Raw genomic sequence first — 23,949 nt, forward strand, 5'->3', positions numbered from 1 at the left:
CGCCGCCCAGGAAAACTCGTCAGATGGTTTCAGTCCGATTATCCTGATTCCTATGACGAATCCATCATCGATCCCTTCCGGTTCCTGGCCTTCCTGGGTTTCACCCGAGCTTGTGGCCGGTCGTTCGATCTCCCTTTCCGAGCTGAAGGCTCAGGCAGATCGACTGTACTGGCTCGAAACACGCCCGCAGGAAGGCGGGCGTACCACGCTGGTCAGCATGAAACGCGGCGAAACGCCGGAGGATTTGCTGCCGTCGACAGTCGGTGTCGGCACCCGTGTGCATGAATATGGCGGCGGTGCCTATGACGTATCGTCCTGTCAGCGCGTGGTATTCAGCGATCGTAAATCCGGCGCGGTCCAGTTGCGTGAAAATGACGGCACACTCGTCAGCCTCGCCAGTTCCACGGACTGCGCCTATGCGGATTTCAGCTTTGATGCGACCGGAACTGGCGTCTTTTGTGTCCGGGAAGATCATCGCAGCGGCGGTGAGCCCAGAGCAGCCATCGTCTGGCTCGATCGCGAGCGCGAATGCGTGCTGGTCGAGGGCGACGATTTCTATGCGGCGCCACGTCCCGCTCCCGGCAACGGGCATCTCGCCTGGATCAGCTGGAACCACCCCGACATGCCCTGGGATGCGACGCAACTCACGGTTGCCCCTCTGACATGGGAGGATTTTCGCCCCCGGACCGGAGCATCGCGTATCCTCGCTGGTGAAGCGTCACGATGCAGCAGCGTCGATCCCGTGTGGGAGAGCGCGGACACGCTTCTGGTCAGCCTCGATACGCCGGGTGCCTGGCATCCCTGTCGCTTCACGGTGACGGGAGAGGCCGGGCCTGAATTCCTCCCCGACCCTGAAGGCGAAACCGGATTTCCCCATTGGGTCTTCGGACAGAGCAGTCTGCGTGTCCTGCCCGACGGCCGTATTCTCGCGCAGATCGTGCGTGACGGGCTCAGCCATACCGCCTTGCTGGCGGGCAGGCACTGGCAGATCTGCCCGCAAATCGAAACGGCCCAGGCCCCCGTGCTTTTTGGTGACGCGCTCGCCTGGATCACGGCGGCACCCGATGCCCCGCCTGCCGTCGTCATCGGCAAGAATTCGCGGATCATCCGACAGGCCTTCGATTTCCCCGAAGGAATCACCTCGGAAGATTGCGCCCACCCCGAACCGTTTGCCTATCCCAGTACGGGAGGGGCGATCGCCCATGCGCTCTATTATGCGCCGGTGAATCGCCATCGTACCCTTGGCCCGACCGAAAAGCCCCCTCTGGTGGTCATGGCCCATGGTGGCCCGACCGGTCGTGCCAGCTCGGCATTCTCGTTCAAGGTCCAGTGGTGGACGAGCCGTGGCTTTGCGGTGCTCGACGTGAATTACAGGGGCTCTACCGGATTTGGCCGACGCTATCGCGAGGCCCTGAACGGCGAATGGGGTGTCACAGATGTGGAGGACTGCGTTGCAGGGGTGCATCATGCCGTGGCGCATGGTCTGGCAGATCCGGCGCGTTGCGTCATACGCGGCAGCAGTGCTGGCGGGCTGACAGTCCTGATGGCCCTGGCCACCTCCGACGTCTTCGCCGCCGGATGCTCACTTTACGGCGTGACGGATCTGCGCGCACTGGCCGAGGAGACGCATAAATTCGAATCCCGCTATCTCGACCGCCTGATCGGCCCCTATCCAGAGCAGGAGGCGCTCTATCTCGAACGCTCCCCCCTGACCCATGTGGCCAGGATCACGGCGCCGCTTCTGTTCCTGCATGGCGACCTCGACAAAGTGGTGCCACTCGATCAGGCCAAGGCCATGCATCACGCGCTGCAGGAGCTGGGCCGCGCATCGGCGCTGCATGTCTATGAGGGGGAAAGCCACGGGTTCCGTCAGGAACAGACGCTGCGCGACAGCTTCACGCGTGAACTGGCCTTCTATCAGCAGGTCTTCGGGCAGAACCAGGTCTGAAATCCCGACGCGCGTCCTTCTGGAGGCGCGCCGGATAATGCGTCAGGGCGTTGCAGGCGCCGTGACAGGCGTGGACAGGGCTACATTGAGCACGTCTGCCAGACGCACCCCAGCCTGTTGCAGGCGCGTCTCGATGACCGGGAAGGCGATCGCGGTATAGGCCTCGCCCATATCCTTGCGTTCCTTCCCTGCGGGCAGGGCGCCATAGGCAATCGAGCGCGCCAGACCATGGCTCTCATCGGTCCAGGCCACGACGTGATCATGCATCGTGTCGCCTGAGAGAGCCGCCGACCAGTAGGCAGCCTGTCCGGGGGTGATCTGGGCGTTCAGGCGATCGGCCTCCTCATGGGCCTTGGCGAAGTCGATGGTGTAGTGAGGACCGACAACGAGATGACGTTCGTGATCCATGATGCCCTCATCCCACAGGGAATGCAGGTTTTCGTGCCCGTTCCGATCCTGACCGAAATACGAAACCTTGACCATGTTTCCGCCCTTGTCATGGTCGCGCTCAGCCGCGTGAAGCGGCTGGTGCAGGTCACCTACGAGATGCACCACCCATTTGAGCGCGGCCAGACGGGCCTCAGGCGTGGCTTTCGGATCAGCCAGAATCTTTTCCATTTCCGGCAGCTTCTCGGTCACGCAGATATCGTTGCCGCAATCGCGCGCCTTTTCATAAGTGGGAAAAGCGGCATCGGTATCGACGTAGTGCCAGGGCAGGGTCTGGGGCAGGCCGCCCTTGTCGGCAGGGACATGACCAATCGTATCGGGCCAGGATGCCACCTGATCCAGGGTCTGATGATGTTCAAGCGCCAGAAGTTGCGTGACCGCACTGGCCGCCTCAGGTGTCAGACGGCTCTGGGCAATATCGGCCACGATGGCGTGACCATATGGTCCCCAGGCCTGAGCAGGCTTTGCAGGCATGGCAAGGGCAGCAGCAGAGAGCAGAACAGAAAAGGCGAGAAGCGAGCGACGGGTCATGGAGCCTCGGAAACGGAAACGGGGATCAGTACCGCCACCGTTTCATTCCGCAGGCAGGGATGCAAGGGATGTTATGATGACAGACACCCTCTGTTCTCCCATCCAATGACAACCCGACCATGCAAGAAAGCACTCAGGGGGCAAGCCGTACCGACCAGCCCGCCTCCCAGCATTCACCGGGGTCCAGATGCAAAAGCCCGGGCTTCTGCTCGAATGGGCCTTCGAACGAGGCCGGGCTGGCATATCCCATCCAGGGTTCCAGACAGAGAAAATCCGAGCCCGGCTTCATCCAGATTCCGAGTTGCTCGAAGCCGTACCACGAGAACACCAGTGCCTCGCCGCCTTGCGCATGAAAGCGCAGGGACCGGCTGACAGGATGCATGAAGATGAGGGCATCATGATCGAACAGGCTGTCATCGAGGGCCAGAATACGGCCCTCAACGGGACTCGGTCGGTCGCCATCGACAATCAGCCCTTCCTCGAGCAGGGCCAGATGCCCGGGCTCAGGTGCCTCGAATTCGACGACATGCCCTGCCTTCGGCGCGTCGGGCACCAGCGGCCAGATAAAGGCCGGATGGGCGCCCAGAGACGCATGCAAAACGCTCAGACTATCGGGATTGCCCAGCGTGTAATGAAGATGCAGCCCATCCTCATCGAGACGGTAATGTAGCGCCAGCCTGAACGCGAAAGGGAAGATGGCGCGGCTCGACGGGTCATCTTCCATAACGAGAATGCACCCTGTCTCGCTTCGTTCCACCCAGCGGAAAAGCCGGTCACGTGCGAAGCCGTGCTGGGTGAGTGTATAATCGAGCCCGTCGATAAGGGCATGATTATCGCGCAACCTGCCTATGATCGGGAAGAGTACCGGCGAGTGACGCGGCCATGCCGCTCCGTTCCAGACCAGATCACGGCCCGTCTCGTCGCATAAGGAGCAGAGCTCGGCCCCATGAGCTGCAACACGCGCCGTATACCGCCCGTTGCTGAAGACATGGCTGTCAGACATCACCCATCATGCTCCTCTTGCTGGGCCGACCGGATCAGGCACCTTCAGAAAAGGCGTAAGCCGGAGGGCATACCGACCTTCCCGAAATTTCGTCCCAGATCAAGAGACTGTTTCGTGAGGGCCGGATTGGGTGACAGGTATCGCGCCCTGGCCGCATTCAAGTCCGGCCAGACGTTCCTCGACAGACGATACGAGCGCAGCGTCGGCCGGCGGGTCGAGAAGAGCCAAGCGCGAACGCATGGCCAGGAGAATATCCGATGTCGCTTCCCCAACGGCCTTGCGCCACCATTCCAGTGCCTGCTCCCGCTTGCCCTGGTCACATAAAAGCGTCGCGTAATTGTGTTGCCCACGATAATCGCCTGCCTCAGCCGAGCGACGATACCATTGCGCCGCTTCTTCCCGGTTCTGGGCAATCTCCCATCCCTCTTCCAGAAACCGGGCGTAAAGATTCATCGATTTGGCATGACCGGCTTCGGCTCCAGCCTTGAAAAGGGTCCGGGCGCGCGCAAGGTCCTTTGCCACCCCGATGCCGCGCATGGTGACGATAGCCAGATTATAGCAACCCCAGGCATCCCCCCGCAGCGCGGCCTGTTCGTAACAGGCTGCAGCGCGCGGCAGATCACGGGAACACCCCCAGCCGAACTGATAACACCGCCCCAGCATGTTCAGCCCCGGGCCGTACCCGGCATTGGCTGCCCCTTCAAACCAGCGAAACGCCAGATCGGGGCGGGAAGGCACATAGACACTGTCACGCAGGATCTGCCCCCAGAGCACCTGTTCCAGCACATGGCCCGCGAGTGCCTTGAGCCGGATGGCTTCGATGGCTTCCGGCAATCGGCCATACCGCATGGCAGGCTCCAGACTGGCGATAGCGGCACTCCCGGATCGACGCCGAAAACGGCGGCGCAGGCCTCGGATGACGCTTTTCGCCCAGGTAACGGGTGAAGAGAGGTTCAACATTTCGCAAAAAACTACACATGTTTCGCAACAAATCAATTGAGACTCAGTCGCGCTTTCATTATGGAGTTGCGAAATCCTCGCAACTGAATGGAGCGCCGCGCCTCATGCGTCCCCCCTCGCGCAAATCGCTGTCCCTGCTACCGATGCTTACCGGGATCATTCTCGGAGCGACTCAAACCCATGCGGCAACAGATGCGCCCCTGGATCGCAAGGACAGGAAACCTCAGCGCAAAGTGGAGAAACGTCCAGAGGGCAAGAATACGATCGGTAAAAACGGCACAGAAGCCCATCCGGATGAGCATATCACAGTGCTCGGCAACGGGTTCAACACGCTGAAAGACCCGATCGGCCTGTCGCGCATGCCGCAGGATGCGCTGCATACGCCACAGCAGATCAATATCGTGCCCCAGATGCTGATGAAGCAGCAGAACGTGAAATCGGTGGACGAGGCTCTGCGTAACGTGCCGGGCGTGACTTCTTCCATCGGCGAAGGCGCGGGCGGCATGAATGGCGACCAGTTCCTGATCCGCGGCTTCCAGGCCCAGAACGATATCTACCAGGACGGTTTGCGCGATTTCGGTGTCTACAGCCGCGATGCGTTCAATCTCGAGACGATCTCCGTCATCAAGGGGCCGTCATCCGAAGTGTTCGGCAATGGCACGACGGGGGGCGCCATCAATATGGTGACCAAGAGGCCGACCCTGCGCGATCATTATGCCGCCGAGTTCAATGGCGGGTCGGGCTCCTATTATCGAGGTGTGCTCGACGTGAACAAGAAGCTCGACGATCACACGGCCCTGCGCATTACCGGCATGGGCAACGAGAACAACATCGTCGGGCGCGATTACCTTTATTCGCATCGCTGGGGCATTGCACCCTCCATCGCCTTCGGGCTTGGCAGCAAGGCCACGCTGGTGCTGCAGTACATGCATCAGCAGGAGAATTCGGTCCCCGATTTCGGCGTGCCTGTTGTCACGCCGCCCGGCGCGAAAACTGGCGGCCCGATCACCGAATACGGCATTCGCCGGACGAATTTCTACGGTACGACCAGCGACCAGAACGCCACAAACGACAATATGGAAACGGCGCGCTTCTCGTATAAACTCAACGATCACATCAAGTTCTATGACGATCTGCGCGGCGGCCAGTTCTACCGGACATTCGCGGCCTCCAAGGCCACCTGTGACGCCACCTGCGTGAATAACTACTCCCTCGGACATGCCAGCTCGGCACTTGTCGCGCGCTCGGGACCGAATGGCGCCGGAAACGGCAAGGGGCCAGGCACCACCATGGCACCCCTGCCCTATCAGCAAACAAGCTGGTCGGTGCAGAATGTCGGCTCAATGGTCGCCGATTTCCATACGGGCTTTCTCAGGCATCAGGTCGTGACAGGCTTCGATCTCGAACGCGTCAACGACGTCCGCTCGCAATCGACCTATCTCAAACCCAAGCCCTATGCCTCGCTGGTCAACCCCAATCCCAATGTCGGCAATCTGCTTCTGGTACCCGGCGACCTGAATCCGGCAGGGCTGGTCAGCCTCGGCGCGCTGGGCGCCAAGTCGCACTCGAACGGTTACGGCTTCGATACCGGTTTGTTCTTCTATGATCAGATCTGGTTCACGAACTGGCTGTCAATCAAGGGTGGATTCCGCTGGGATCGCTGGCAGACCAGCTACAACCTCACGGGCGGTAATGTCGCCGCCAATCCTGATATCCACTACCATCAGGTCAGCAGCGTCTTTAATCCGAATGTCAGCCTGGTTGCGACGCCGGATGCCCATCAAACCTATTATTTCACCTGGGCGACGTCGACCACGCCAAGCGGCATGTATGTGACGAATGGCTCCGTGCCCATCCGTCCTGGTACGAACAGCTTTGCCAGCCCCGAAAAGGCCAATCTGTACGAGATCGGCGCGAAGTACAGCGCCTTCCATGACCGCATGGGCTTTACAGCCTCGCTGTTCCGTCTGGAAAAGAACAACGCCATCAACGCCGACCCGGTCACGGGGCAAGTTGAGGGATCGAGCGACAGGCAGCGTAATCAGGGGCTTGAGCTCTCTGTGGGCGGCATGATTACACGCCACTGGAACATCTCTGCCACCTACGCCCTGTATGACAGTGAAACCCTGGCCTCCGATACGGCAGCCTCGGTGGGTAAGCAGGTGCAGTATGTGCCTCACAACCAGGCCACGCTCTGGTCGGTCTATGACGCGTTTTCCAACACGCCCTATAATGTCTCTTTCGGCGGTGGCGTGACCTGGCGCCAGCATGTGTGGCTCAACACCACCAACACGCTCAAGGTCCCGGATAATCTGGATTTCGACGCGGTGATCTCGCATCGCCTCGGTCAGCACTGGAAGATTGCGCTCAATGGCTACAATCTGGCCAATCGCCTGAACTATCAGAGCCTGTTTTCCAACCGTGCCACCCCATCTTCGGGGCGCACCTTCCTCGGGCAGATCAGCCTGAACTATTAGGTCTCCAGACAGACCCGCGCTCAGGGCAGGGATGTTGCCTGGCCCCAAGCGCAGGGTCAGGCAAGCAGCCTGGGAAGTTCTACCGGGCCATCATCACTCCAGAAGGCACCGGGCTCCTCGTTGGAACACACGTGATAGGGCCCTGCAGCTTCCACCTTGACGGCCAGCAGGGCGAGCCCACCGGGGCAACGCTCGGGCAGGTCGAGCTTTGCCCTTCCGCTGGTCCAGCGCCAGCCACCGGGCTCAATGTCGTTCCAGCCCTCCATGGTCTCACGGCCGAGGGCCGCACTCATGTCGAGCGTGCCATAGCTGTCATAAAGAGCGATCTCTCCAACCAGCACGCCAAGCTCGCGGCGATCATCCACAAAGGGTCCGATCACCTCGTTCGGTCGACATGTGTTCGACACGATGAACACAGTCTGAGCATTCGCCGGAACAGGAAAGATGAACTGGCCGTTCTGGACCCTGCGGCTCATCACCCATTCTCCTTCATCGGTGAGAAGTCGCAATGCAGGGTCGTTGCCGATTTCCGGCTCAGGCATTTTATGCCGTGCGAGTGGCAGAAGCGCAGCGCGGTCATCCAGATCCCTGAACAGTTTTTCGACATGGGCACGGTGCGTCATGAGGGGCGCTGCTGCATCCGCCCAGCTCAGTGTTCTTCCGCCAAGCACATGAACACCGCCTGTCTGGCGAAAGCTGCGCCTCTTGCCGGTATCCAGGTAACTCTCGCTCAGCACACCATCTGCCATGATGATGGAATGGCTCGCCGTCTCGATATGATAGTAACGATACGATCCAAGGCTTTTATCGTAGAAAATGCTCCGTCCATTGACGAGCATGCGCACCGGTACAAACCCGCCATCGAGCAGGAAACAATGCTCCGAGGTGACGAGCAGATCCTTGAAAGGCCTGTTCTCGCCAAAGGCATCCCTGAGAATGCGTACGGGATAATTCGACAGATCATCGGGGGCCGATGGATCGGCCTTTATATCTATGCACCCGGCCCAGATGACCTCGCGCGGACCCGGTTCGGAACCATAGGTCATGACGTGATCGCCGATACGGATCTGCTCGACAGGAAGACGCCCCTCGTCTGTTTCCAGAAGCGTTCCGGCCAGAAAGCAGGCTCCTGGGTCAGGGGTCGTCACACTGCCGCCCGACACGACGAGTTGGCCTCCGTTTCTGACCAGTGTGGGATCGCTGATCGAGGCGCCGGACGACACCCACACCGTATAGCCCCCACCGGCGGCAGAGCCGATATAGGGCGTGCTGATGCTTGCCCCGCTATACACATACACATCTGCCAGACCGTCTGTTCCGGCACCGCTATTGATGTAGGTGTCATGAATCGAGCGTGCGCCCGAATACAGATAGACGATATCCGAGTTCAGTACATTCGCCGATAATGTGGCGCCTCCCGCCGCGGAGACATAGCCATTCAGGACCAGCGAATTTTCCATCGTTCCGCCACTCATGACAGACACGGTGGCCACACTGCCGCTTATGATTGCACCCGACACGACAGCGCCGCTGGAAACCGTCAGGGTGGCAATACCCGACAGGATCACAGCTCCCGTCGCAGAGACACTGCCGCTCACATAATAGGTTTTGGTGCCGATCAGCTTCGCCGTCCAGGTTCCCCCTGTCAGGACAACAGGCGATGCAGGCGGCAGGACGATATTGGCACTCCCGCTTCCATAGGCCGTCGCCATGGACAGGTAGCTGCCAGCCCCGCCATTGATGTCGGCCGCTACCGACCCGGATGCCACATAGGCGGCTGCCCCCGAACTGAGGGTCAGACCCGACACGGTGGCTCCCGACGAGACATAGGCACTCAGCCCGGCAGTCGCGCCGCTCGTCATCGTGGCTCCCAGCAAGGAGGCTCCCGACGAAACATACAGAAAGGCGTTGCCATCCGCCGAGGGGCCGTAATTCATGAACACGTCGTTGACCGAGCTCGCCCCGGCTGAAAGCGTGACCTCATCCGAATTGAGCGTATTGCCTGAGACGACCCCGCCACTGGCGACGCGCAGATAACCGTTGATCTCGGTCGAGGAGACCATGGCACCGCCATTGAGCACCGAAACCGTTGGAATGCCCCCAGACAGCGTTGCCCCTGAAACGACCGCACCCTTGGAAATTGTGAGCGTGCCAATGTTCGACAACACCACGGCACCTGTCGCCGAGACAGACCCGCTCACATACCAGGTCACTCCGCCTCTATCGACAGCAGACCAGTCGCCTCCCGTGAAGACCGTCGCCGAACTTGTCGCCATTTACTGAAGTCTCCGCACGATCATCCGGCCCTCTGTTCGGCTGGCGATCACCACGCCGCTTTGATGCCTGTTCAGGACCGCGTGCAAGGAAAAAATCATGCTTCAACATAATTCCTCGCAGCGCCCTGTCGGGCCCATCAATTTCTGGTCAATCATCATCAAGGGCACGTCATGATGTGTTATTTCTCGTCATAGACCCCGTTTCACCTTGTCTGACTGGGGGCCACTCGCCTGTTCGCGATGGCCAGCGGCAGCGCTCCTGCGCTATGGAACCCGAAAACCGGTCAGACTCTGGGAATAGTCACCATGTCGCAGCTCCCCATCTGCATTGCCGCCCTGTATCGCTTCACCCCTTTTGCCGATCCTGACGCCATTCGCGCGCCTTTGCTCGATACCTGTCAGACTCTGGGGATCAGGGGCACGCTGCTTCTGGCACGCGAGGGAATCAATGGCACGATCGCGGGCAGCGACGAGGCCATTACCGCCATCATCGCCCATATCCGCGCCCTGCCCGGCTGCGACGCGCTCGAATGGAAACTCTCCCGTGCGGAGGCCATGCCGTTCAACCGTATGAAGGTTCGCCTCAAGCGGGAGATCGTGACCATGGGCCAGCCGGATATCGACCCCCTTGCCGGTGTCGGGCGCTATGTCTCGGCCATGGACTGGAACGCCCTGATTGCCGACCCGGATACGATCCTGATCGACACGCGCAATGATTACGAAGTCGCTGTCGGCACCTTCAAAGGCGCTATCGACCCCGATATCCAGAGCTTTCGCGAATTTCCCGACTGGTTCCGCGCCCGCCGCGCTGAACTGGAGGCGGAAGGACGCACGCCCAGGATCGCCATGTTTTGCACTGGCGGCATACGCTGCGAAAAATCCACGGCTTTCGCGCTCTCGGAAGGCGTACAGGATGTCTATCACCTCAAGGGTGGAATCCTGAAATATCTGGAAGAGGTTCCAGAGGCGGAAAGCCTGTGGGAGGGCGAATGCTTCGTGTTCGATCAGCGCGTGACCGTGCGCCATGGGCTTGAACCCGGAGCCTATGATCTGTGCCATGCCTGCCGCCGCCCCGTTTCGGTGGAAGACAAGCATTCTCCCCTCTACGTAGAGGGCGTCCAGTGCCCTGCCTGTGCCACTGAACGTACCGACACCCAGCGCGCACGCTACGCCGCCCGTCAGCAACAGGAAGACCTGGCCCGCGCCCGTGGCACACATCATATCGGCGGGGGCGACTGAGCATAAGGTCGCGTGTCATCCCCGGTCAGGAAGCAGCGCGATGACCAGCGAGACCGCAGACGATCACCGGGCTTCGGTCCTATGGTTCACCAGTGCCCTCGATCGTTTGAATGAAGCGCGAGAGGAGGGTGTGACACCCCCTCACCCTCGATCTCGCGGCCATCGAAGCCACGATCTTCAATGGTGACAGCGCCGCCCATCGCCTCATGGCACCCATGGAACGCATCCTGCGCGAAGAAAGCCATGACGGCTTACGGGGCGCTCCGCAGGTTCCGTTGGCCACTCTGTAGCGCCTGAGCGAAATCCGACGTAGCAACGTCTGATCGCTAGAAAGACGGGGCGTCACTTTGCCAAAAACCGCTTCATCGTATCCTGTCTCGCGTCCCGCCACGGGATGGCATGCCCTTGCAAATGCTTATCAAAAACCGGGATGAAAGGGGCTTGCCCCTTTCCGGGGGGCGGGGCAGCGCCCCGCAATGTCGCGTCACAGCAGGAAGAGAATCCGATCAGCAGAGACAAGGCTTGACCTGGCCTGCGCTCTGGCCCCCTTTATCGGATCATCATGAAAAGACGCCTCCCCGATCTGGAAGCCTGGGCCATTTTCGCGCGTGTGGCGCAGTTGGGATCGTTCTCGCGTGCTGCGCGTGAACTCGGACTGTCTGATCCCACGATTTCAAAAGCGATCACCCGGCTTGAGGCGCGGCTGGGGCTGACGCTCATTGCGCGTACATCGCGGCGGATTGCCCTGACCGATGCCGGACATGTCGCGCTCGAGCGGGCCATACGCATTCTGGATGAGGGTGAGGCCGTTGAGGAAGAAGCCGTGGAGCAGGCCTCCACGCCGCGTGGGCGCGTACGGGTCAGCGCGCCTCTCTCTTTCGGTGTGGGGTATCTGGGACCAATCCTGCCGCGCTTTTTCGAAACCTATCCCGAGATCGTTGTCGATCTGGCGCTCAGCGACCGAAAAGTCGATCTCGTGGCTGAGGGGTTCGATCTGGCTCTTCGTATCGCCAGTCTGGACGATTCCTCCATGCTGTCACGTCGGCTCTGCACCATGAGGCTGTTCCTCGTAGCGGCCCCGTCTTATCTCGAACGGCATGGAACGCCGTCTCATCCGGCCGAACTCGTCCGCCATCAGGCGCTGATCTATACTGGCGGGAGCTTGCGGGATACGTGGCGTTTTGCGCATCCCTTCCTTGGCGAAAACACTGTGCAGCCCGCTATCAGAATGTGGAGCGACAATGCCGAGGTCCATAATCCTGCGCTTATTGCCGGGCAGGGTTTGGCCATACAGCCGGAATTCATGATCTGGCGTGAGGTGCAGGCGGGCAAGCTGACTATCGTCCTGCCGGAGTGGAGCATCACACCGCTCAGCCTGCATCTCGTCATGCCTCCCAGCCCGCTGCGCCCGAAACGGGTACAGGTCCTGATCGATTATCTGGCCGCCGAACTCGCCAAGGCCCCCTGGGCCATGGAAAACTGACCCTGGACGGCACAGTTCACGACAAGGGACCGATCACAGCCTGAGAAAATCCAGCAGATCGGCTGTCAGCTGCGCCTGATGAGTTACCGTGAAACCATGCGGTGCCCCGGGGTAGATCCTGAGCCGTGCATCGGGCAGCATCTCTGCCGCAAGCCTGCCAGTTCCCTCAAACGGCACAACCTGATCGTCATCCCCATGAATGACCAGGGCGGGCACGGTGATGGCAGCCATGTCAGGCCGGAAATCGGTTTCCGCAAATGCGGTCGCACTTTCGATCTCGGCCCGCACGCTTCCCATCAGCCCGAGCTGCAGAAACTGCGCCAGCGCGCCATCGGATACGGCCTGACCATGGTTTCTGCCGAAAAAGACCGGGGCGAAATCAACCAGCACCTGCGCCCGGTCTGCCAGAAGCGCCGCCCGCAGCCCGTCGAAAAATGCCTTGTCCGGTCCGAAAGGATGGTCCTCCCGCTGCATGAAAACCGGCGTGACCGCCCCGAGCAAGGCAAGGCTTCGCACCCGCGTGGTTCCATGGCGCGCCACGTAGCGGCTGATATCGCCACCCCCCATCGAAAATCCGACGAGCGTGATATCGCTCAGATCGAGATGGGCGATCAGTTCGGCGATATCATCGGCAAACCGGTCATATGTGTACCCTTCCCAGGGCTGGGACGACCGGCCGAACCCCCGGCGATCGAAGGCGATCACCCGGTACCCCGCCTCGGCCAGCGCAATCATCTGCTCGTCCCACATATCGGCACTGAGCGGCCAGCCATGGCTCATGAGTACAGGGCGACCCTTACCCCAATCCTTATAATAGATTTCGACGTGATCCGACGTGGTGAAGACGGACATCTGAATAACTCCTGTTCTTTGATGGCAGGGAGAATTTGAGGAAAATCAGCGAAGGATGCGTCTGACCGGAACGGCGTAGCGCCCCGCACCGGCTGCGGCCAAAGCCAGCAATCCACCGGCAATCGACAGATTTTTGTAGAAATGGATCGTCATGTCGTATCGCACCGTACCCGGTGCATAGGTCCAGAAATGATGACCGATCAGCCCCGTGACGACCGTATAGGCGGCCAGAAAAAGCGCCACTGGCACCGTCATGACACCAAGCACCAGGGCCAGCCCCGCCCCAAGTTCGATGATCGTGGCTGCCAGAGCTGACAGTGCCGGGAAAGGCGCGCCTGACTGGACCATATAGGCGACGGCTCCGGCAAAATCGGAAACCTTGCCCCAGCCCATGACGAGAAACAGAAGCGAGAGGCCAAAGCGTGCGCCGAACAAGGCCGCATCGCGCAGGAAAAGAGCATTCATGGTGAGTTTCCTTCAGCGTGGTGCGGCACCGAAGTGGCTCGCCGCTGAAAGACCATTACGGTTCTTTATCGTTCACAAAAACAGAAATGAAAGAAAGGTATTCTTTCTTTTTTATAGGGAATGACGAGCGAAGTCTCGCGTGCGAGCGTTACCAAGTCGAACCTTTCCTAATGGGGCTTTGCCCCATTCCCCACCAAAGGACGGTCGTCCTTTGGAAACCTGCTTAATAGAAGCGGGATGAAAGGGGCTTGCTCCTTTCCGGGGGGCGGGGCAGAGCCCCGCAACAAAGGCTCCACGTCGTCAAAGCCTTCTTCTACGAAGCTCCGCTCCATCTCTCACCCAGGAACAGTCGCCCTTCGGAAATCGGTTTGTGTAAAAGGAATGAACGGGGCGCGCCCCTTTCCGGGGATCGGGGCAGAGCCCCGTATACCTCTCAGAGCAAGCGGGCGAGTTTCAGAAATACCCAGGTCAGGATCATGGCGATAAAGCACACTGCGCCGGCTTCAAGCGTACCGTAGGCGCCGCTCGCCAGATACATCCCGCCCGTGTTCATGCCGAAGAACCCGGTCACCAGAGTGGCCGGGAACATGAGAATGGTGGCAGCCGTCAGGATGTAGAGGCGTCGGTTGGTTTCTTCGGCCTGAGACGAGCCGAGCTCGTCCTGAAGGGAGCGGGCGCGATCCAGAAGAGCGATCATGTCGTCGAGCGCAGCATGGACCTGTCGCTCGGTGCGGTCGCGCAACTCGTCCTCGGCCCATTCTGGCAATTCCAGATCCTCGTCGCGCAAAACACGGTCGATAGGGGTCACCACGCGACGCAATTCGGTCGCACGACGTCGGCCCTTGCCCACGATACCGCCAAGATGCCCCAGATCAGTGCGTCGCTCGATCAGCAAAAGGGCATCTTCCGCACGGTCGAGCTCGTCGTCGAGCTTGCCAATCTGGCGGCGCACACTGCCGGTAAATTCGCGCAGGGCACGGTCGATCACCCCGGCGGGGCTGCGGGGAATGGAATCAGCGCGCAGGGTGCGAAACGCAGCGCCCAGAACGGGAATGGGGTTACGGCGCGTCGTGATAAGCAGATCGGGCCGCATGGCGAAACGCCAAGCGCAGATATCGCGATCTTCTTCAGACACGGCATCGTCAAAAGCGGGGAGCGCCCCCCAGACCAGACCCGGCAGGGCCTCCAGCATCACGCCATATTCGGTTTCGGCCAGCATGGCGCTGACATCCTCGGGCAGGCAGGGCAGGGTGGCGACGTGCTGGCGCGCCGAGCTATGCACCGTGTCGAAATGCAGCCAGGCCCAGCTTTCCGAAGGCTTGGGATAATTCGAAGGAGGCGTGCGGTCGTTGAGCAGGCTCTCGATCTCATGCGGTTCGAGCGGTGAGGGGTCTTCACCCGGCCGCGCCCGGATGGCCCAGACCAGCCCGTTGGCAATACCGTGGGGCAGGGCACCGGAAGGCTTCATATCCTGACCGGCAACGACGGAGAACGGCATCTGTGAGCGTGTATTGGACATGCCATCCTCCATCCTGAGGAAATCTCTGTTCTGAGCGAACGCTGCTCGCTGTCTCGCATGGGTGACGGGCCCAGGCAACCGGTTTCAAAGCTTAATATAGCGGCAAGGAAACCGGAACGCCGCCGGTTTGTTACCAGTTCATCAAGATGTCCCGCAAAACGAAAAACCAAGCCTGACATCGTTACCCCGTTTTTCGACAGGAGCCTGTCATGAAACACGCATTCAAAGCCGTTCTGACCGCATCCGCCCTTCTGGCCGCCCCCGCTCTGGTCTCGGGCCCCGCTTTCGCGCAGGCGACGACCGCCACCGATAGCGAGCAGGCCCCCTCCGCCCAGAAGGCAGAGACGCTCAAGAACCAGTCGACCCAGATCCATAACCCCACCGAGCAGAACAAGACGTTCAAGAACCAGATGAACGAACAGCCCGACCCCAAGACGCCGAGTGCGCCCACAGGCACAGCAACGCCCACCGGTCAGACCTCTGAAAAAATGCCGATCTCCTCGCCGCAGCACGAGAAAGCATCGAAGCACAAGCACAGCATGAAGGGCATGAAGATGTCCGACAAATCGGCTCAGCAGTAACAGTCTGATCCCTGAAGCCCCGCTCTCAGGGGCACAGAGAGGCGTCCACCCCGATTGGGGTCGGGCGCCTTTTTCATGCGCGCTGGCCCAAAGCCGGAACTCGCTCTATACAAATGCCCCTCACCAGAGAAACAAGGGTTTCAGAATGACCGATTACAAGGTGCGCGACATCGCCCTGGCCGAATGGGGCCGCAAGGAAATCTCCATTGCCGAGGGCGAAATGCCCGGCCTGATGGCGCTCCGCGAGGAATATGGCGCCAGCCAGCCGCTCAAGGGCGCGCGCATTGCGGGCTGTCTACACATGACCATCCAGACCGCCGTGCTGATCGAGACGCTGACGGCTCTGGGCGCGACCGTGCGCTGGTCGTCCTGCAACATCTTCTCGACCCAGGACCAGGCCGCTGCCGCCATCGCCGCGACCGGCGTGCCGGTTTTCGCCTGGAAGGGTCTGAGCGAGGAAGAATTCTGGTGGTGCATCGAGCAGACCATCAAGGGTCCCGATGGCTGGACACCGAACATGATCCTCGATGACGGCGGCGACCTGACCGTGCTCATGCACGACAAGTACCCCGAGATGCTGAACGACGTACGCGGCCTGTCCGAAGAGACGACCACGGGCGTGCATCGTCTGTGGGAAATGGCAAAGAAGGGCACGCTGAGGGTTCCGGCCATCAACGTGAATGACAGCGTCACCAAGTCGAAATTCGACAATCTCTATGGCTGCCGTGAGAGCCTGGTGGACGCCATCCGCCGTGGCACCGACGTCATGATGGCTGGCAAGGTTGCCGTGGTCGCCGGTTATGGCGACGTGGGCAAGGGCTCTGCCGCCTCGCTGCGCAATGCAGGCTGCCGCGTGCTCGTGACCGAAGTCGATCCGATCTGCGCCCTGCAGGCCGCAATGGAAGGCTATGAGGTCGTGACGATGGAAGCCGCTGCACCGCGTGGCGATATCTTCGTGACCTGCACGGGCAATGTCGACATCATCACCGTCGAGCATATGCGCGAGATGAAGCACCGCGCCATCGTGTGCAATATCGGGCATTTCGACAGCGAAATTCAGGTCGAGGCGCTGCGTAACTACAAGTGGGACAACGTCAAGCCGCAGGTGGACGAGATCGAGTTCCCCGACGGCAAGCGCATCATCCTGCTGTCTGAAGGCCGCCTCGTGAATCTTGGCAACGCGACGGGTCACCCCTCCTTCGTGATGTCGGCGTCCTTCACCAATCAGACCCTGGCGCAGATCGAACTCTGGACGGCCAAGCCGGGCCAGTATGAAACCAAGGTTTACACCCTGCCGAAGAAGCTGGACGAGAAGGTTGCTGCGCTGCATCTCGCCAAGGTCGGCGCCGAGCTGAGCAAGATGAGCACGAAGCAGGCCGATTATATCGGTGTGCCGGTTGCCGGTCCGTTCAAGCACGAAGAATACCGCTACTAAATCCCAGGGGGCGCAGGGTTCATCCCTGCAAACCGCCAGAGGGGCATACTCCTCTGGAAACCCTCTTGCAGGGATGAAAGGGGCTTGCCCCTTTCCGGGGAGCGGGGCAGAGCCCCGCCTCCTCCACGAGGGAGACGCGTATGGCCCGAAACCGCTCCGCCGCCAGACCCACCCGATCGAGACAATCAACATCGCGACGCGCTGCGTTCCGCCTCTGGGCTGTGCCAACGCTTGTCATTGCCAGCCTGTTCGCGGGCGCTGTCGGGTTGCAGACACTACTGGCCCATCGGCATCAGACACCGGTCGGCGGCCCCTACGCCCTGATCGACAGCACGAGCCACCCGACGACCCAGACGCGCTTCGCGGGTCGGCAGACGCTCATCTATTTCGGCTACACCCATTGCCTTGATGTCTGCCCGCTGACGCTCGCAACAGTGGCTCAGGCCTACACCTTGCTTCCCCCCGGGATGCAGCGTCCCGTCCCGCTTTTCATCACGCTCGACCCGGAACGGGATCGGCCTGAGGATGTCGGTCTGTACACGCGACGCTTTTCTCCCGAGATCATCGGCCTGACCGGTACGGTCGCACAGATCGACGCCGTTGCACGGGCATTTCATGTGACGTCCCATGTGACCATGGACGCGATGGCAAACCATGATATGGGTGATGGAAGGAAAGGCGATTACCGGATCGACCATTCCTCCGTACTCTATCTGATGGATGGCCAGAACCACCTTCAGGCCATTCTTCCAGCCGATTCCAGCCCCGCCGCCGTGGCGCGCGCGCTCACCCCCTATCTAGCGAAGCGCTGAAAACCGCCCGCTGAGAAACCGGTTCGCCAGCGCGAGGAGGAGAAGCGACACCCCAAGCTCCGGCAGAAGCACGCCCATAAGGCCCATGACGGCCAGCGCGCCCCAGCCAATACGGCGTGGCGAGGCGCGGGGGGCATCGAGATGTCCGGGCCGACGACGCCTGAGCCACAGGATGAGTGCCGCTATCGAGGCAAGGGTCAATAAGAGCGCGACAATCAGGTTCAGGAGGAGATTCAGAACCCCGAACAGATGCCCCTCATGAAAGGCGACACCATAGCCGATCAACCGGTCGGACAGACCCTTATCGGCAAAACGGGTGATGTGGGTGACCTGTCCCTGCGCCGTCACGCTGGCCTCGATCCGCTTCGGACGGTTCTGGGCATCGGAGCGTAGGCGCCATGGGGCACCGGCCGTTGCGGGCGGCGTGATGAGCGCAGGCGCGGGGAAAGCAAGCCGGCGCGCTGTTTCATAGACAGCGTCCAGTCCCTCGGGAGGGATCGCTGGTTGAGCCGTTGTCGCCTCAGACCTGCTGTCCATGCTCATGCCCGCCATCTCGGAGTCTGACATGCCGGGCATTGTGGCATGGCCCGAAATCGTTGCGGCGATAGGAACCGCCCCGATCTCCCAGTCCTGAACGGATACCAGCCTGCCTATGCGGCTTTCGACCGCTGAGAAGGCCGAACCCCAGACGAAGGACCAGGGCAGACCTGACACCAGAAACAGCACAAGAACGAGCGAGATCCATACTCCCCCTACAGCATGGAGATCGCGCCAGAACACACGACCTTTTGCGCCGAGCCTTGGCAGGACTGTGCCCCCAATACCCGTGCGTCGCGGCCACCAGAGCAGCAGCCCGGTCACGATCAGCACCAGGGTCCACGAGGCCACCATTTCCATGATCACAGAGCCCCAGTTGCCGATCAGCAATTGCCCGTGCAGCCGGAACACCAGCCGTTCGAAACGTGTCTGCTCGTCGCGCTGGGCCAGAACCCTGAGCGAGACGGGGTCGATATACACTCGTGCGACATCTGCCCCATGCTCCACCAGGACACGCGTGGCCTGTCGCGCCCTAGTGGGCATTTCCAGCGCAAGAAAATGCCCGCCGGGTACAGCGGCAAGCGCTGCATCGCGCTGGGCGCTCACACTGCGTGGTGTCCCCTCCGCAACAGCGCGATCGATGTCGCGGTCGAGCCATGTCTCGATCTGCGGTTTGAACAGATAGAGCGAACCGGTCACGCAAAGCATGATGACGAAAGGAAGGCAGAAGAGCCCGGCGAAGAAATGCCAGCGCCACAGCATGGCCCGATCGGGCCAGACCGGACGAGAAAGGGCGGAGCGAGGAGAGCGCGAATTCTGTGTCATGGCCATCCCTCAGAACTTCACCCGCACGCCACCGAAAAAGGCACGTGGGCTGCCCGCGTAGATCGAGCCCGTCTTTGCGGCCAATACCGAGGCGCCTGCCTGCTGACCATTGGCCAGAAGGGTGTCGCTGATGGTTGTCGCCCCTGCGGCATAGACGCTGTCTGCGACATTCTGCACCTCGATATAGCTGTGCAGGCGATGCACCCAACCCAGCCTTGCGGGCGGGTCGTAATGTACCTCCAGATTAAGCAGACCGTATCCGGGGATCTTGAGCAGATTGGCGTTGTCGATGAAGAAGGCGCTGCGCCATGTGACCTCGGCAAATCCGCCCAGTCCCTCGAATAGCCCTGAGGGTTGGTCATAAAGCACGCGCGCATTCAGAAAATGCGGCATGACCCCGGGGATCAGATTGCCCTTGCGCGAGAAGCTGCGAGACATCGTGCTGTTCGACAGGATCTCGGTGTACGTCGTGTAGATCTGGTTGTCATAGGTATAGGACAGACGCAGCTTCGCCCCGGGCAAGGTTCGCGGGAGGGCTTGCCATGTGGCGGCGAGTTCCACGCCACGATGCTGCGAGGCGGGCGCGTTGAAGGTGTAGCTGCCCGCCTGGGTATTCACCCCAGCCGACTGGCTGACCAGCTCGTTTCTGTAGAATTCGTAAAATCCGGTGGCCTGCACATTGACTGACGCCGAAGGGTGCCATTCTGTTCCAAGATCGACGCCAAGACTGCTCTGGCTCTTGAGTTGGGTGTTATTGCCGTAATTACCCTGGGGCGTGACGAAGAAACTGGAATAGCCCGGCGTGGCATAGGCCGTGCCCAGCCGCGCATGCCAGGTCCAGGCCTTGTCGGGCGTGAAGACGACAGAAGCCTCAGGGGCGAGATTGAAAAAGCGCCGATTGGCCGTGATATCCTGCGCTCGCGTGACGGCGGCGCTCCGGCTGTAGACCGTCTGAACCGCCCCGATATCGGATTGCGTGCCGCCCAGCCCGATCACCGCGTGCCATCGCGGCGCAAACTGCCAGTCCTCTTCGAAGCGCAGGCCGATATTCCACTGATGGCCATAAGAGGTCGATGTCTCACTCCCCCGTGTGGCCCCCGCCTGCGGCAGCAGGGCGTAAACCTGATAGCCGTAATCCATGTAGTCAAAATTGGCCCCGACGAAGCTGGTGAGGGGCGTTGTGCCCAACGCGTCATGGCGCGTCAGGTCGGTCTGGACATTATAGGAGTTGAATGGCCCGACGAAGGCCGTCGTCGAGGTTGGCTGCTCGACATGGCGCTGATCATAGGTGAACTGGGTACGCCAGACCATGCGCGGCGTGAAATCGTGCTCCCAGCGCAGCCCGACAATACTGCGCCGGTCGAAGCGGCCCAGATTGGCCTGCTGGGGTGTCACGGCGGTCTGCGCACCATAGGCCCCGTTGCGAAAGAGCGATACCGTACCGCATCCGGCGGCAGCACCGGCAGCTGTGGCACAGCCTTGCTGATAGGGGTTGAGGCGATACTGGTTGAGCGACAGCCTCAGCGGAAGAAAGGCATCGGTCACGTTATTGATGAACTTCAGAACGAGACGGTCCTTGGGCGAAAGAGACACACGCAGGCGCATGTTCTCGGTCGAGGTCGCATACTGGCTGTTGGCGATAAATCCATCGCTGCGTACATCGCTGGCGAAGAGCATGAAATCATAGGCGCGATTGCCTGCACCCAGCGTCATGTAATTGTTGAACATGCCGAAGCTGCCGAAATCCGAGCCGAGTTCCAGCCCGTGAATCGACGCGCCGCTGCGTGTCCGGAAGTTGATCGCACCATTGATGGCGTAATTGCCATAGAGCGTGGACGCCGGGCCCTGAAACACATCGACCCCTTCATAGGCATGAGGGTCGATCAGATCGGCGCGCGCCGTGCCATCGGGCTGGGTGACGGGAAAGCCGTCCTCGGACACCTGCAAATTGCGCAATCCGTAGGATTGACGCGCTCCTGATCCCCGTATCGAAACAACGGTATCGCGCGGACCGTTTCCCTGAAGGAAACTCGCTCCCGGCACGGTAACCAGCATGTCAGCCACGCTCTGGGCGACATGGTTGGCAAAATCCTTGCGCTCGGCGCTGTACGTGGTCTGGCCCACGGGCGAGAGAGTCACGGGGCCGCGTGCCTGGCCCTTCACCAGAATGGACTCGACAGGATGCGCCTTGCGCTTGGGACGTGACGGCGAGGCATGGGATGCACGCGCCGGGTGAGGAAAAGCTGGGGCCGGGGCTTCGGCGGCAACAGCTTGCAGACTGCCCATACTGACAAGGGCAGGAAGCGCGCGACCGCAGAGCCGCGCGATGCAGAAAAAGGATGTCATGAGAAATCGACCTGACGGGGAACAGGGCCATGAATCCGCTGTCACGCTCTGGTGACGCAGGAACTCATGGAGCGAGACGGGTCAGGCGATGAAGGGGGGTCCCCGGGGGGCGTTGCTGTCACGGGCAGAGGCGGGAGGCCCCCGCACGGGCGGGAAACACCAGAAACAGGCCCGCAACGGATGCTGCGTGACTCCGGTTGGCAGAGGGGGGCGGATCAGGAAAAGATTCTGCATGTCCGAGGCCGCGGCCAGCACAATGCCACTATCGGTGAGACCCGTTCCATGATGCCGGTCATCCGGCGCAGAGGGAGAGGATGTCTCGCAGAGGATTGACAGGGCAGCGAGGCTGTCCAGCGCCTCGTCGGAAGAGAGGCCAGTGATGGGCGCCGAACCGCCAAGACGGACCATGAGGGCAAGCACGGTCATCAGCCAGAAGGCCAGACCAAACCCGTGTCGTTGCCGCAAAGAGATCATGTCCCTGACAATTACGCGATCCGGACAGACTTGCCCATAGGGCCGATCCCGATCGGGGCTGCCCCATATGCCTCGACCATCCTCTGTCATGGGGAACTGCAAACCTATCCAGACTGCAGTCGAAAGGAGATCGCTCGCCGGTTTTTTCTTGGCCGATATCCACAATATGTAGAATCGCCAAGCTGTTCGACTGCGAAACCGACGGAAAGGTGACTATTTGCTACAGTATCCCGATATCGTCGACCACCTGTCGCAATCAGTGGCTTTATCTATTTCCAAATATTTCCTCAAGATCTATAAACACATATATTATGAAAGCAGAAATAAAATGATAATATATCCCTTTACTAACCGCTATCTATGAATGGACATGTGGATACAGATGTGAGATAGGTTGCCAAAGCAGTTGTCACAGAAGCGGGAATTCAAGGGCCATGGACAGCAATAATCCTGGATCAGACCCTGCATCGGCAGATATCGACGCATGGGATGAACTCAGGTCCGACGAGACACCTCGTCAGGATGAGGCTGCTCCGTCGCCTGCCGCTGCAGATACGCTCTCCGGACTCGACACGCTCACCGAGCAGGATTTCGCCCATGACGGGCAGGCAATCGAGTTCTATCGCCAGAATGGCTGCAAGACGGTCATGCATGCCTTCACCCTGGCGAACATCATGCATACGAGCTTTCGCGTTCAGGAGGCCTCGCGCTTCTATCGCGTCGCCTTCGATCTGCATTCCAAGAGCCATGGCGAATATCCACTGGCTCAGTCCCTGTTGCAGGCACGCCTTCTCTGTCTGATGAAGGCCGGTCAGGAACTGCCCGCGCATGAAGTCGACGAGCTGCGCGCCCTGTGCATTCCTCATGCCAATTTCATCGAGAGCGTTCACAAGGCCTGGCGTCAGGGCGACCCCACAGGGGCGATGCGTCTGACGGCGAATGCTTTCGAGGAATTCCACACAGGCGAGGAAATCGACTCCCTGTATCTCGGCTTCGCTCTGCAGGCCCATTTCCCGTTCACCAAGGGGTCGGCCGATCATCGGGTGATTCCGAACAAGCTGTTCCTTTACTGGGACAAGAATCCCCCCGAGGAGATCCGCCGGAACTTCGATTATCACCGCCAGATCTCGGGTCTGGACGTCAAGATTTTCGATAAGCCTGAGGCTGAGCAGTGGCTTTATGATGTTTACGGTGTCGAGGCGCGCTCGCTCTTCCTCGGTGCCCGTCATCCCGCCGAAGCCGCCGATATTCTGCGTGTACATGTGATCCAGGCGCTCGGCGGCTGGTGGCTCGATGCCGATATCCAGATCCGTGACCAGCAGGCGATTGACTTCATTCTGGACCGTCATGAACAGAATGTCCTGTTCCTGACCCATAATAACGTGGTCCATAACGATTTCTTCGGATCGGTGCCACAGAGCCCGCTGCTGAGCGAATGCCTGCTCAATATCTATCGCAACTGCTATATCCATCCCGGTCTTTTCATCGCCTACAAGACCGGACCGGGCGTGTTCAATCGTGCGCTCAATCGTCTGATCCATCGCGATGTCTCGGGAATTTCTCCCCTGGCCCCGACCAGCATTCACGATCATCATGTGTTCAGCCGACTGATCGAGGAATTCGATACCCCCTACAAGCATCAGACGCCGCACTGGCAAGCCGTCTGACTGAGCCCCCGTTTCGCCAATGCGAAACGGGCCTCCCATCGCCCAGAGATAGTCGGGCCAAGACCTTTTCCC

The 23,949-nt window shown here is 60.4% G+C and carries 19 protein-coding genes; 8 read left to right on the top strand and 11 right to left on the bottom strand.

Annotation, left to right across the window (positions count from 1 at the left end; all coding sequences use genetic code 11):
* Nucleotides 1–52 precede the first annotated feature (52 nt).
* On the top strand, nt 53–1,948 hold the full coding sequence (locus tag AA0535_RS10335; protein ID WP_264815972.1) for an alpha/beta hydrolase family protein: 1,896 nt from the start codon (nt 53–55) through the stop codon (nt 1,946–1,948).
* A 42-nt stretch (nt 1,949–1,990) separates the two neighbouring features.
* On the opposite strand, the gene AA0535_RS10340 is transcribed toward AA0535_RS10335, so the two are convergent.
* The 3 genes from AA0535_RS10340 to AA0535_RS10350 all read right to left on the bottom strand — a co-directional run bounded on the left by AA0535_RS10340 (nt 1,991) and on the right by AA0535_RS10350 (nt 4,778).
* On the bottom strand, nt 1,991–2,926 hold the full coding sequence (locus AA0535_RS10340) for a S1/P1 nuclease (protein WP_264815973.1): 936 nt from the start codon (nt 2,924–2,926) through the stop codon (nt 1,991–1,993).
* A gap of 133 nt (nt 2,927–3,059) precedes the next feature.
* The gene (locus AA0535_RS10345) at nt 3,060–3,929 is read right to left on the bottom strand and encodes an aldose 1-epimerase family protein (RefSeq protein ID WP_264815974.1); all 870 of its coding nucleotides are present in this window, start codon (nt 3,927–3,929) and stop codon (nt 3,060–3,062) included.
* Between the two features lie 99 nt (nt 3,930–4,028).
* The gene (locus AA0535_RS10350) at nt 4,029–4,778 is read right to left on the bottom strand and encodes a tetratricopeptide repeat protein (RefSeq protein WP_264815976.1); all 750 of its coding nucleotides are present in this window, start codon (nt 4,776–4,778) and stop codon (nt 4,029–4,031) included.
* 215 nt (nt 4,779–4,993) lie between these two features.
* Here AA0535_RS10350 and AA0535_RS10355 point away from each other — a divergent pair, with 215 nt between their 5' ends.
* The gene (locus tag AA0535_RS10355; protein WP_264815978.1) at nt 4,994–7,366 is read left to right on the top strand and encodes a TonB-dependent receptor; all 2,373 of its coding nucleotides are present in this window, start codon (nt 4,994–4,996) and stop codon (nt 7,364–7,366) included.
* Between the two features lie 56 nt (nt 7,367–7,422).
* On the opposite strand, the gene AA0535_RS10360 is transcribed toward AA0535_RS10355, so the two are convergent.
* Entirely contained in the window at nt 7,423–9,642 is a 2,220-nt protein-coding gene (locus tag AA0535_RS10360) for a Hint domain-containing protein (RefSeq protein WP_264815980.1), read from the bottom strand.
* 306 nt (nt 9,643–9,948) lie between these two features.
* On the opposite strand from AA0535_RS10360, the gene trhO reads away from it, so the two are divergent.
* Entirely contained in the window at nt 9,949–10,881 is a 933-nt protein-coding gene (trhO, locus tag AA0535_RS10365; RefSeq protein WP_264815981.1) for an oxygen-dependent tRNA uridine(34) hydroxylase TrhO, read from the top strand.
* An 86-nt stretch (nt 10,882–10,967) separates the two neighbouring features.
* On the opposite strand, the gene AA0535_RS10370 is transcribed toward trhO, so the two are convergent.
* The gene (locus AA0535_RS10370; RefSeq protein ID WP_264815983.1) at nt 10,968–11,126 is read right to left on the bottom strand and encodes a hypothetical protein; all 159 of its coding nucleotides are present in this window, start codon (nt 11,124–11,126) and stop codon (nt 10,968–10,970) included.
* 317 nt (nt 11,127–11,443) lie between these two features.
* On the opposite strand from AA0535_RS10370, the gene AA0535_RS10375 reads away from it, so the two are divergent.
* Nucleotides 11,444–12,364 carry a LysR family transcriptional regulator gene (locus AA0535_RS10375; protein WP_264815984.1) on the top strand — a complete coding sequence of 307 codons (921 nt, stop codon included), beginning with the start codon at nt 11,444–11,446 and terminating at the stop codon, nt 12,362–12,364.
* A 33-nt stretch (nt 12,365–12,397) separates the two neighbouring features.
* Here AA0535_RS10375 and AA0535_RS10380 read toward each other — a convergent pair whose 3' ends face one another.
* The 3 genes from AA0535_RS10380 to AA0535_RS10390 all read right to left on the bottom strand — a co-directional run bounded on the left by AA0535_RS10380 (nt 12,398) and on the right by AA0535_RS10390 (nt 15,149).
* Entirely contained in the window at nt 12,398–13,216 is an 819-nt protein-coding gene (locus AA0535_RS10380) for an alpha/beta fold hydrolase (RefSeq protein WP_264815986.1), read from the bottom strand.
* A 45-nt stretch (nt 13,217–13,261) separates the two neighbouring features.
* Nucleotides 13,262–13,681 (bottom strand): DoxX family protein, encoded by a 420-nt coding sequence (locus AA0535_RS10385; RefSeq protein WP_264815987.1) that lies wholly within the window; start codon nt 13,679–13,681, stop codon nt 13,262–13,264.
* A 433-nt stretch (nt 13,682–14,114) separates the two neighbouring features.
* Nucleotides 14,115–15,149 carry a CorA family divalent cation transporter gene (locus AA0535_RS10390; RefSeq protein ID WP_373319318.1) on the bottom strand — a complete coding sequence of 345 codons (1,035 nt, stop codon included), beginning with the start codon at nt 15,147–15,149 and terminating at the stop codon, nt 14,115–14,117.
* A 260-nt stretch (nt 15,150–15,409) separates the two neighbouring features.
* On the opposite strand from AA0535_RS10390, the gene AA0535_RS10395 reads away from it, so the two are divergent.
* The 3 genes from AA0535_RS10395 to AA0535_RS10405 all read left to right on the top strand — a co-directional run bounded on the left by AA0535_RS10395 (nt 15,410) and on the right by AA0535_RS10405 (nt 18,028).
* Complete coding sequence (locus tag AA0535_RS10395) at nt 15,410–15,781, top strand: hypothetical protein (protein WP_264815991.1); 372 nt, start codon at nt 15,410–15,412, stop codon at nt 15,779–15,781.
* A gap of 145 nt (nt 15,782–15,926) precedes the next feature.
* Nucleotides 15,927–17,216 (top strand): adenosylhomocysteinase, encoded by a 1,290-nt coding sequence (ahcY, locus tag AA0535_RS10400; RefSeq protein ID WP_264815993.1) that lies wholly within the window; start codon nt 15,927–15,929, stop codon nt 17,214–17,216.
* 140 nt (nt 17,217–17,356) lie between these two features.
* On the top strand, nt 17,357–18,028 hold the full coding sequence (locus tag AA0535_RS10405; protein WP_264815996.1) for an SCO family protein: 672 nt from the start codon (nt 17,357–17,359) through the stop codon (nt 18,026–18,028).
* Here AA0535_RS10405 and AA0535_RS10410 read toward each other — a convergent pair.
* From AA0535_RS10410 to AA0535_RS10420, 3 genes are all read right to left on the bottom strand, one after another.
* Nucleotides 18,014–19,390, bottom strand: coding sequence for a PepSY-associated TM helix domain-containing protein (locus tag AA0535_RS10410; RefSeq protein ID WP_264815998.1), 1,377 nt, complete (start codon nt 19,388–19,390; stop codon nt 18,014–18,016). The two genes, AA0535_RS10405 and AA0535_RS10410, sit on opposite strands and share 15 nt — an antisense overlap.
* Nucleotides 19,391–19,399: 9 nt before the next feature.
* Nucleotides 19,400–21,736 (bottom strand): TonB-dependent receptor family protein, encoded by a 2,337-nt coding sequence (locus AA0535_RS10415; protein WP_264816000.1) that lies wholly within the window; start codon nt 21,734–21,736, stop codon nt 19,400–19,402.
* Nucleotides 21,737–21,817: 81 nt separating this feature from the next.
* Entirely contained in the window at nt 21,818–22,210 is a 393-nt protein-coding gene (locus AA0535_RS10420) for a hypothetical protein (protein WP_264816002.1), read from the bottom strand.
* A gap of 434 nt (nt 22,211–22,644) precedes the next feature.
* Here AA0535_RS10420 and AA0535_RS10425 point away from each other — a divergent pair, with 434 nt between their 5' ends.
* A complete protein-coding gene (locus AA0535_RS10425) occupies nt 22,645–23,877 on the top strand; it encodes a glycosyltransferase family 32 protein (protein WP_264816005.1) in 1,233 nt (410 codons plus the stop codon).
* The last annotated feature ends 72 nt before the right edge of the window (nt 23,878–23,949 follow it).

This window comes from Asaia krungthepensis NRIC 0535, from assembly GCF_025995175.1.
Taxonomy (GTDB): Bacteria; Pseudomonadota; Alphaproteobacteria; order Acetobacterales; family Acetobacteraceae; genus Asaia; species Asaia krungthepensis.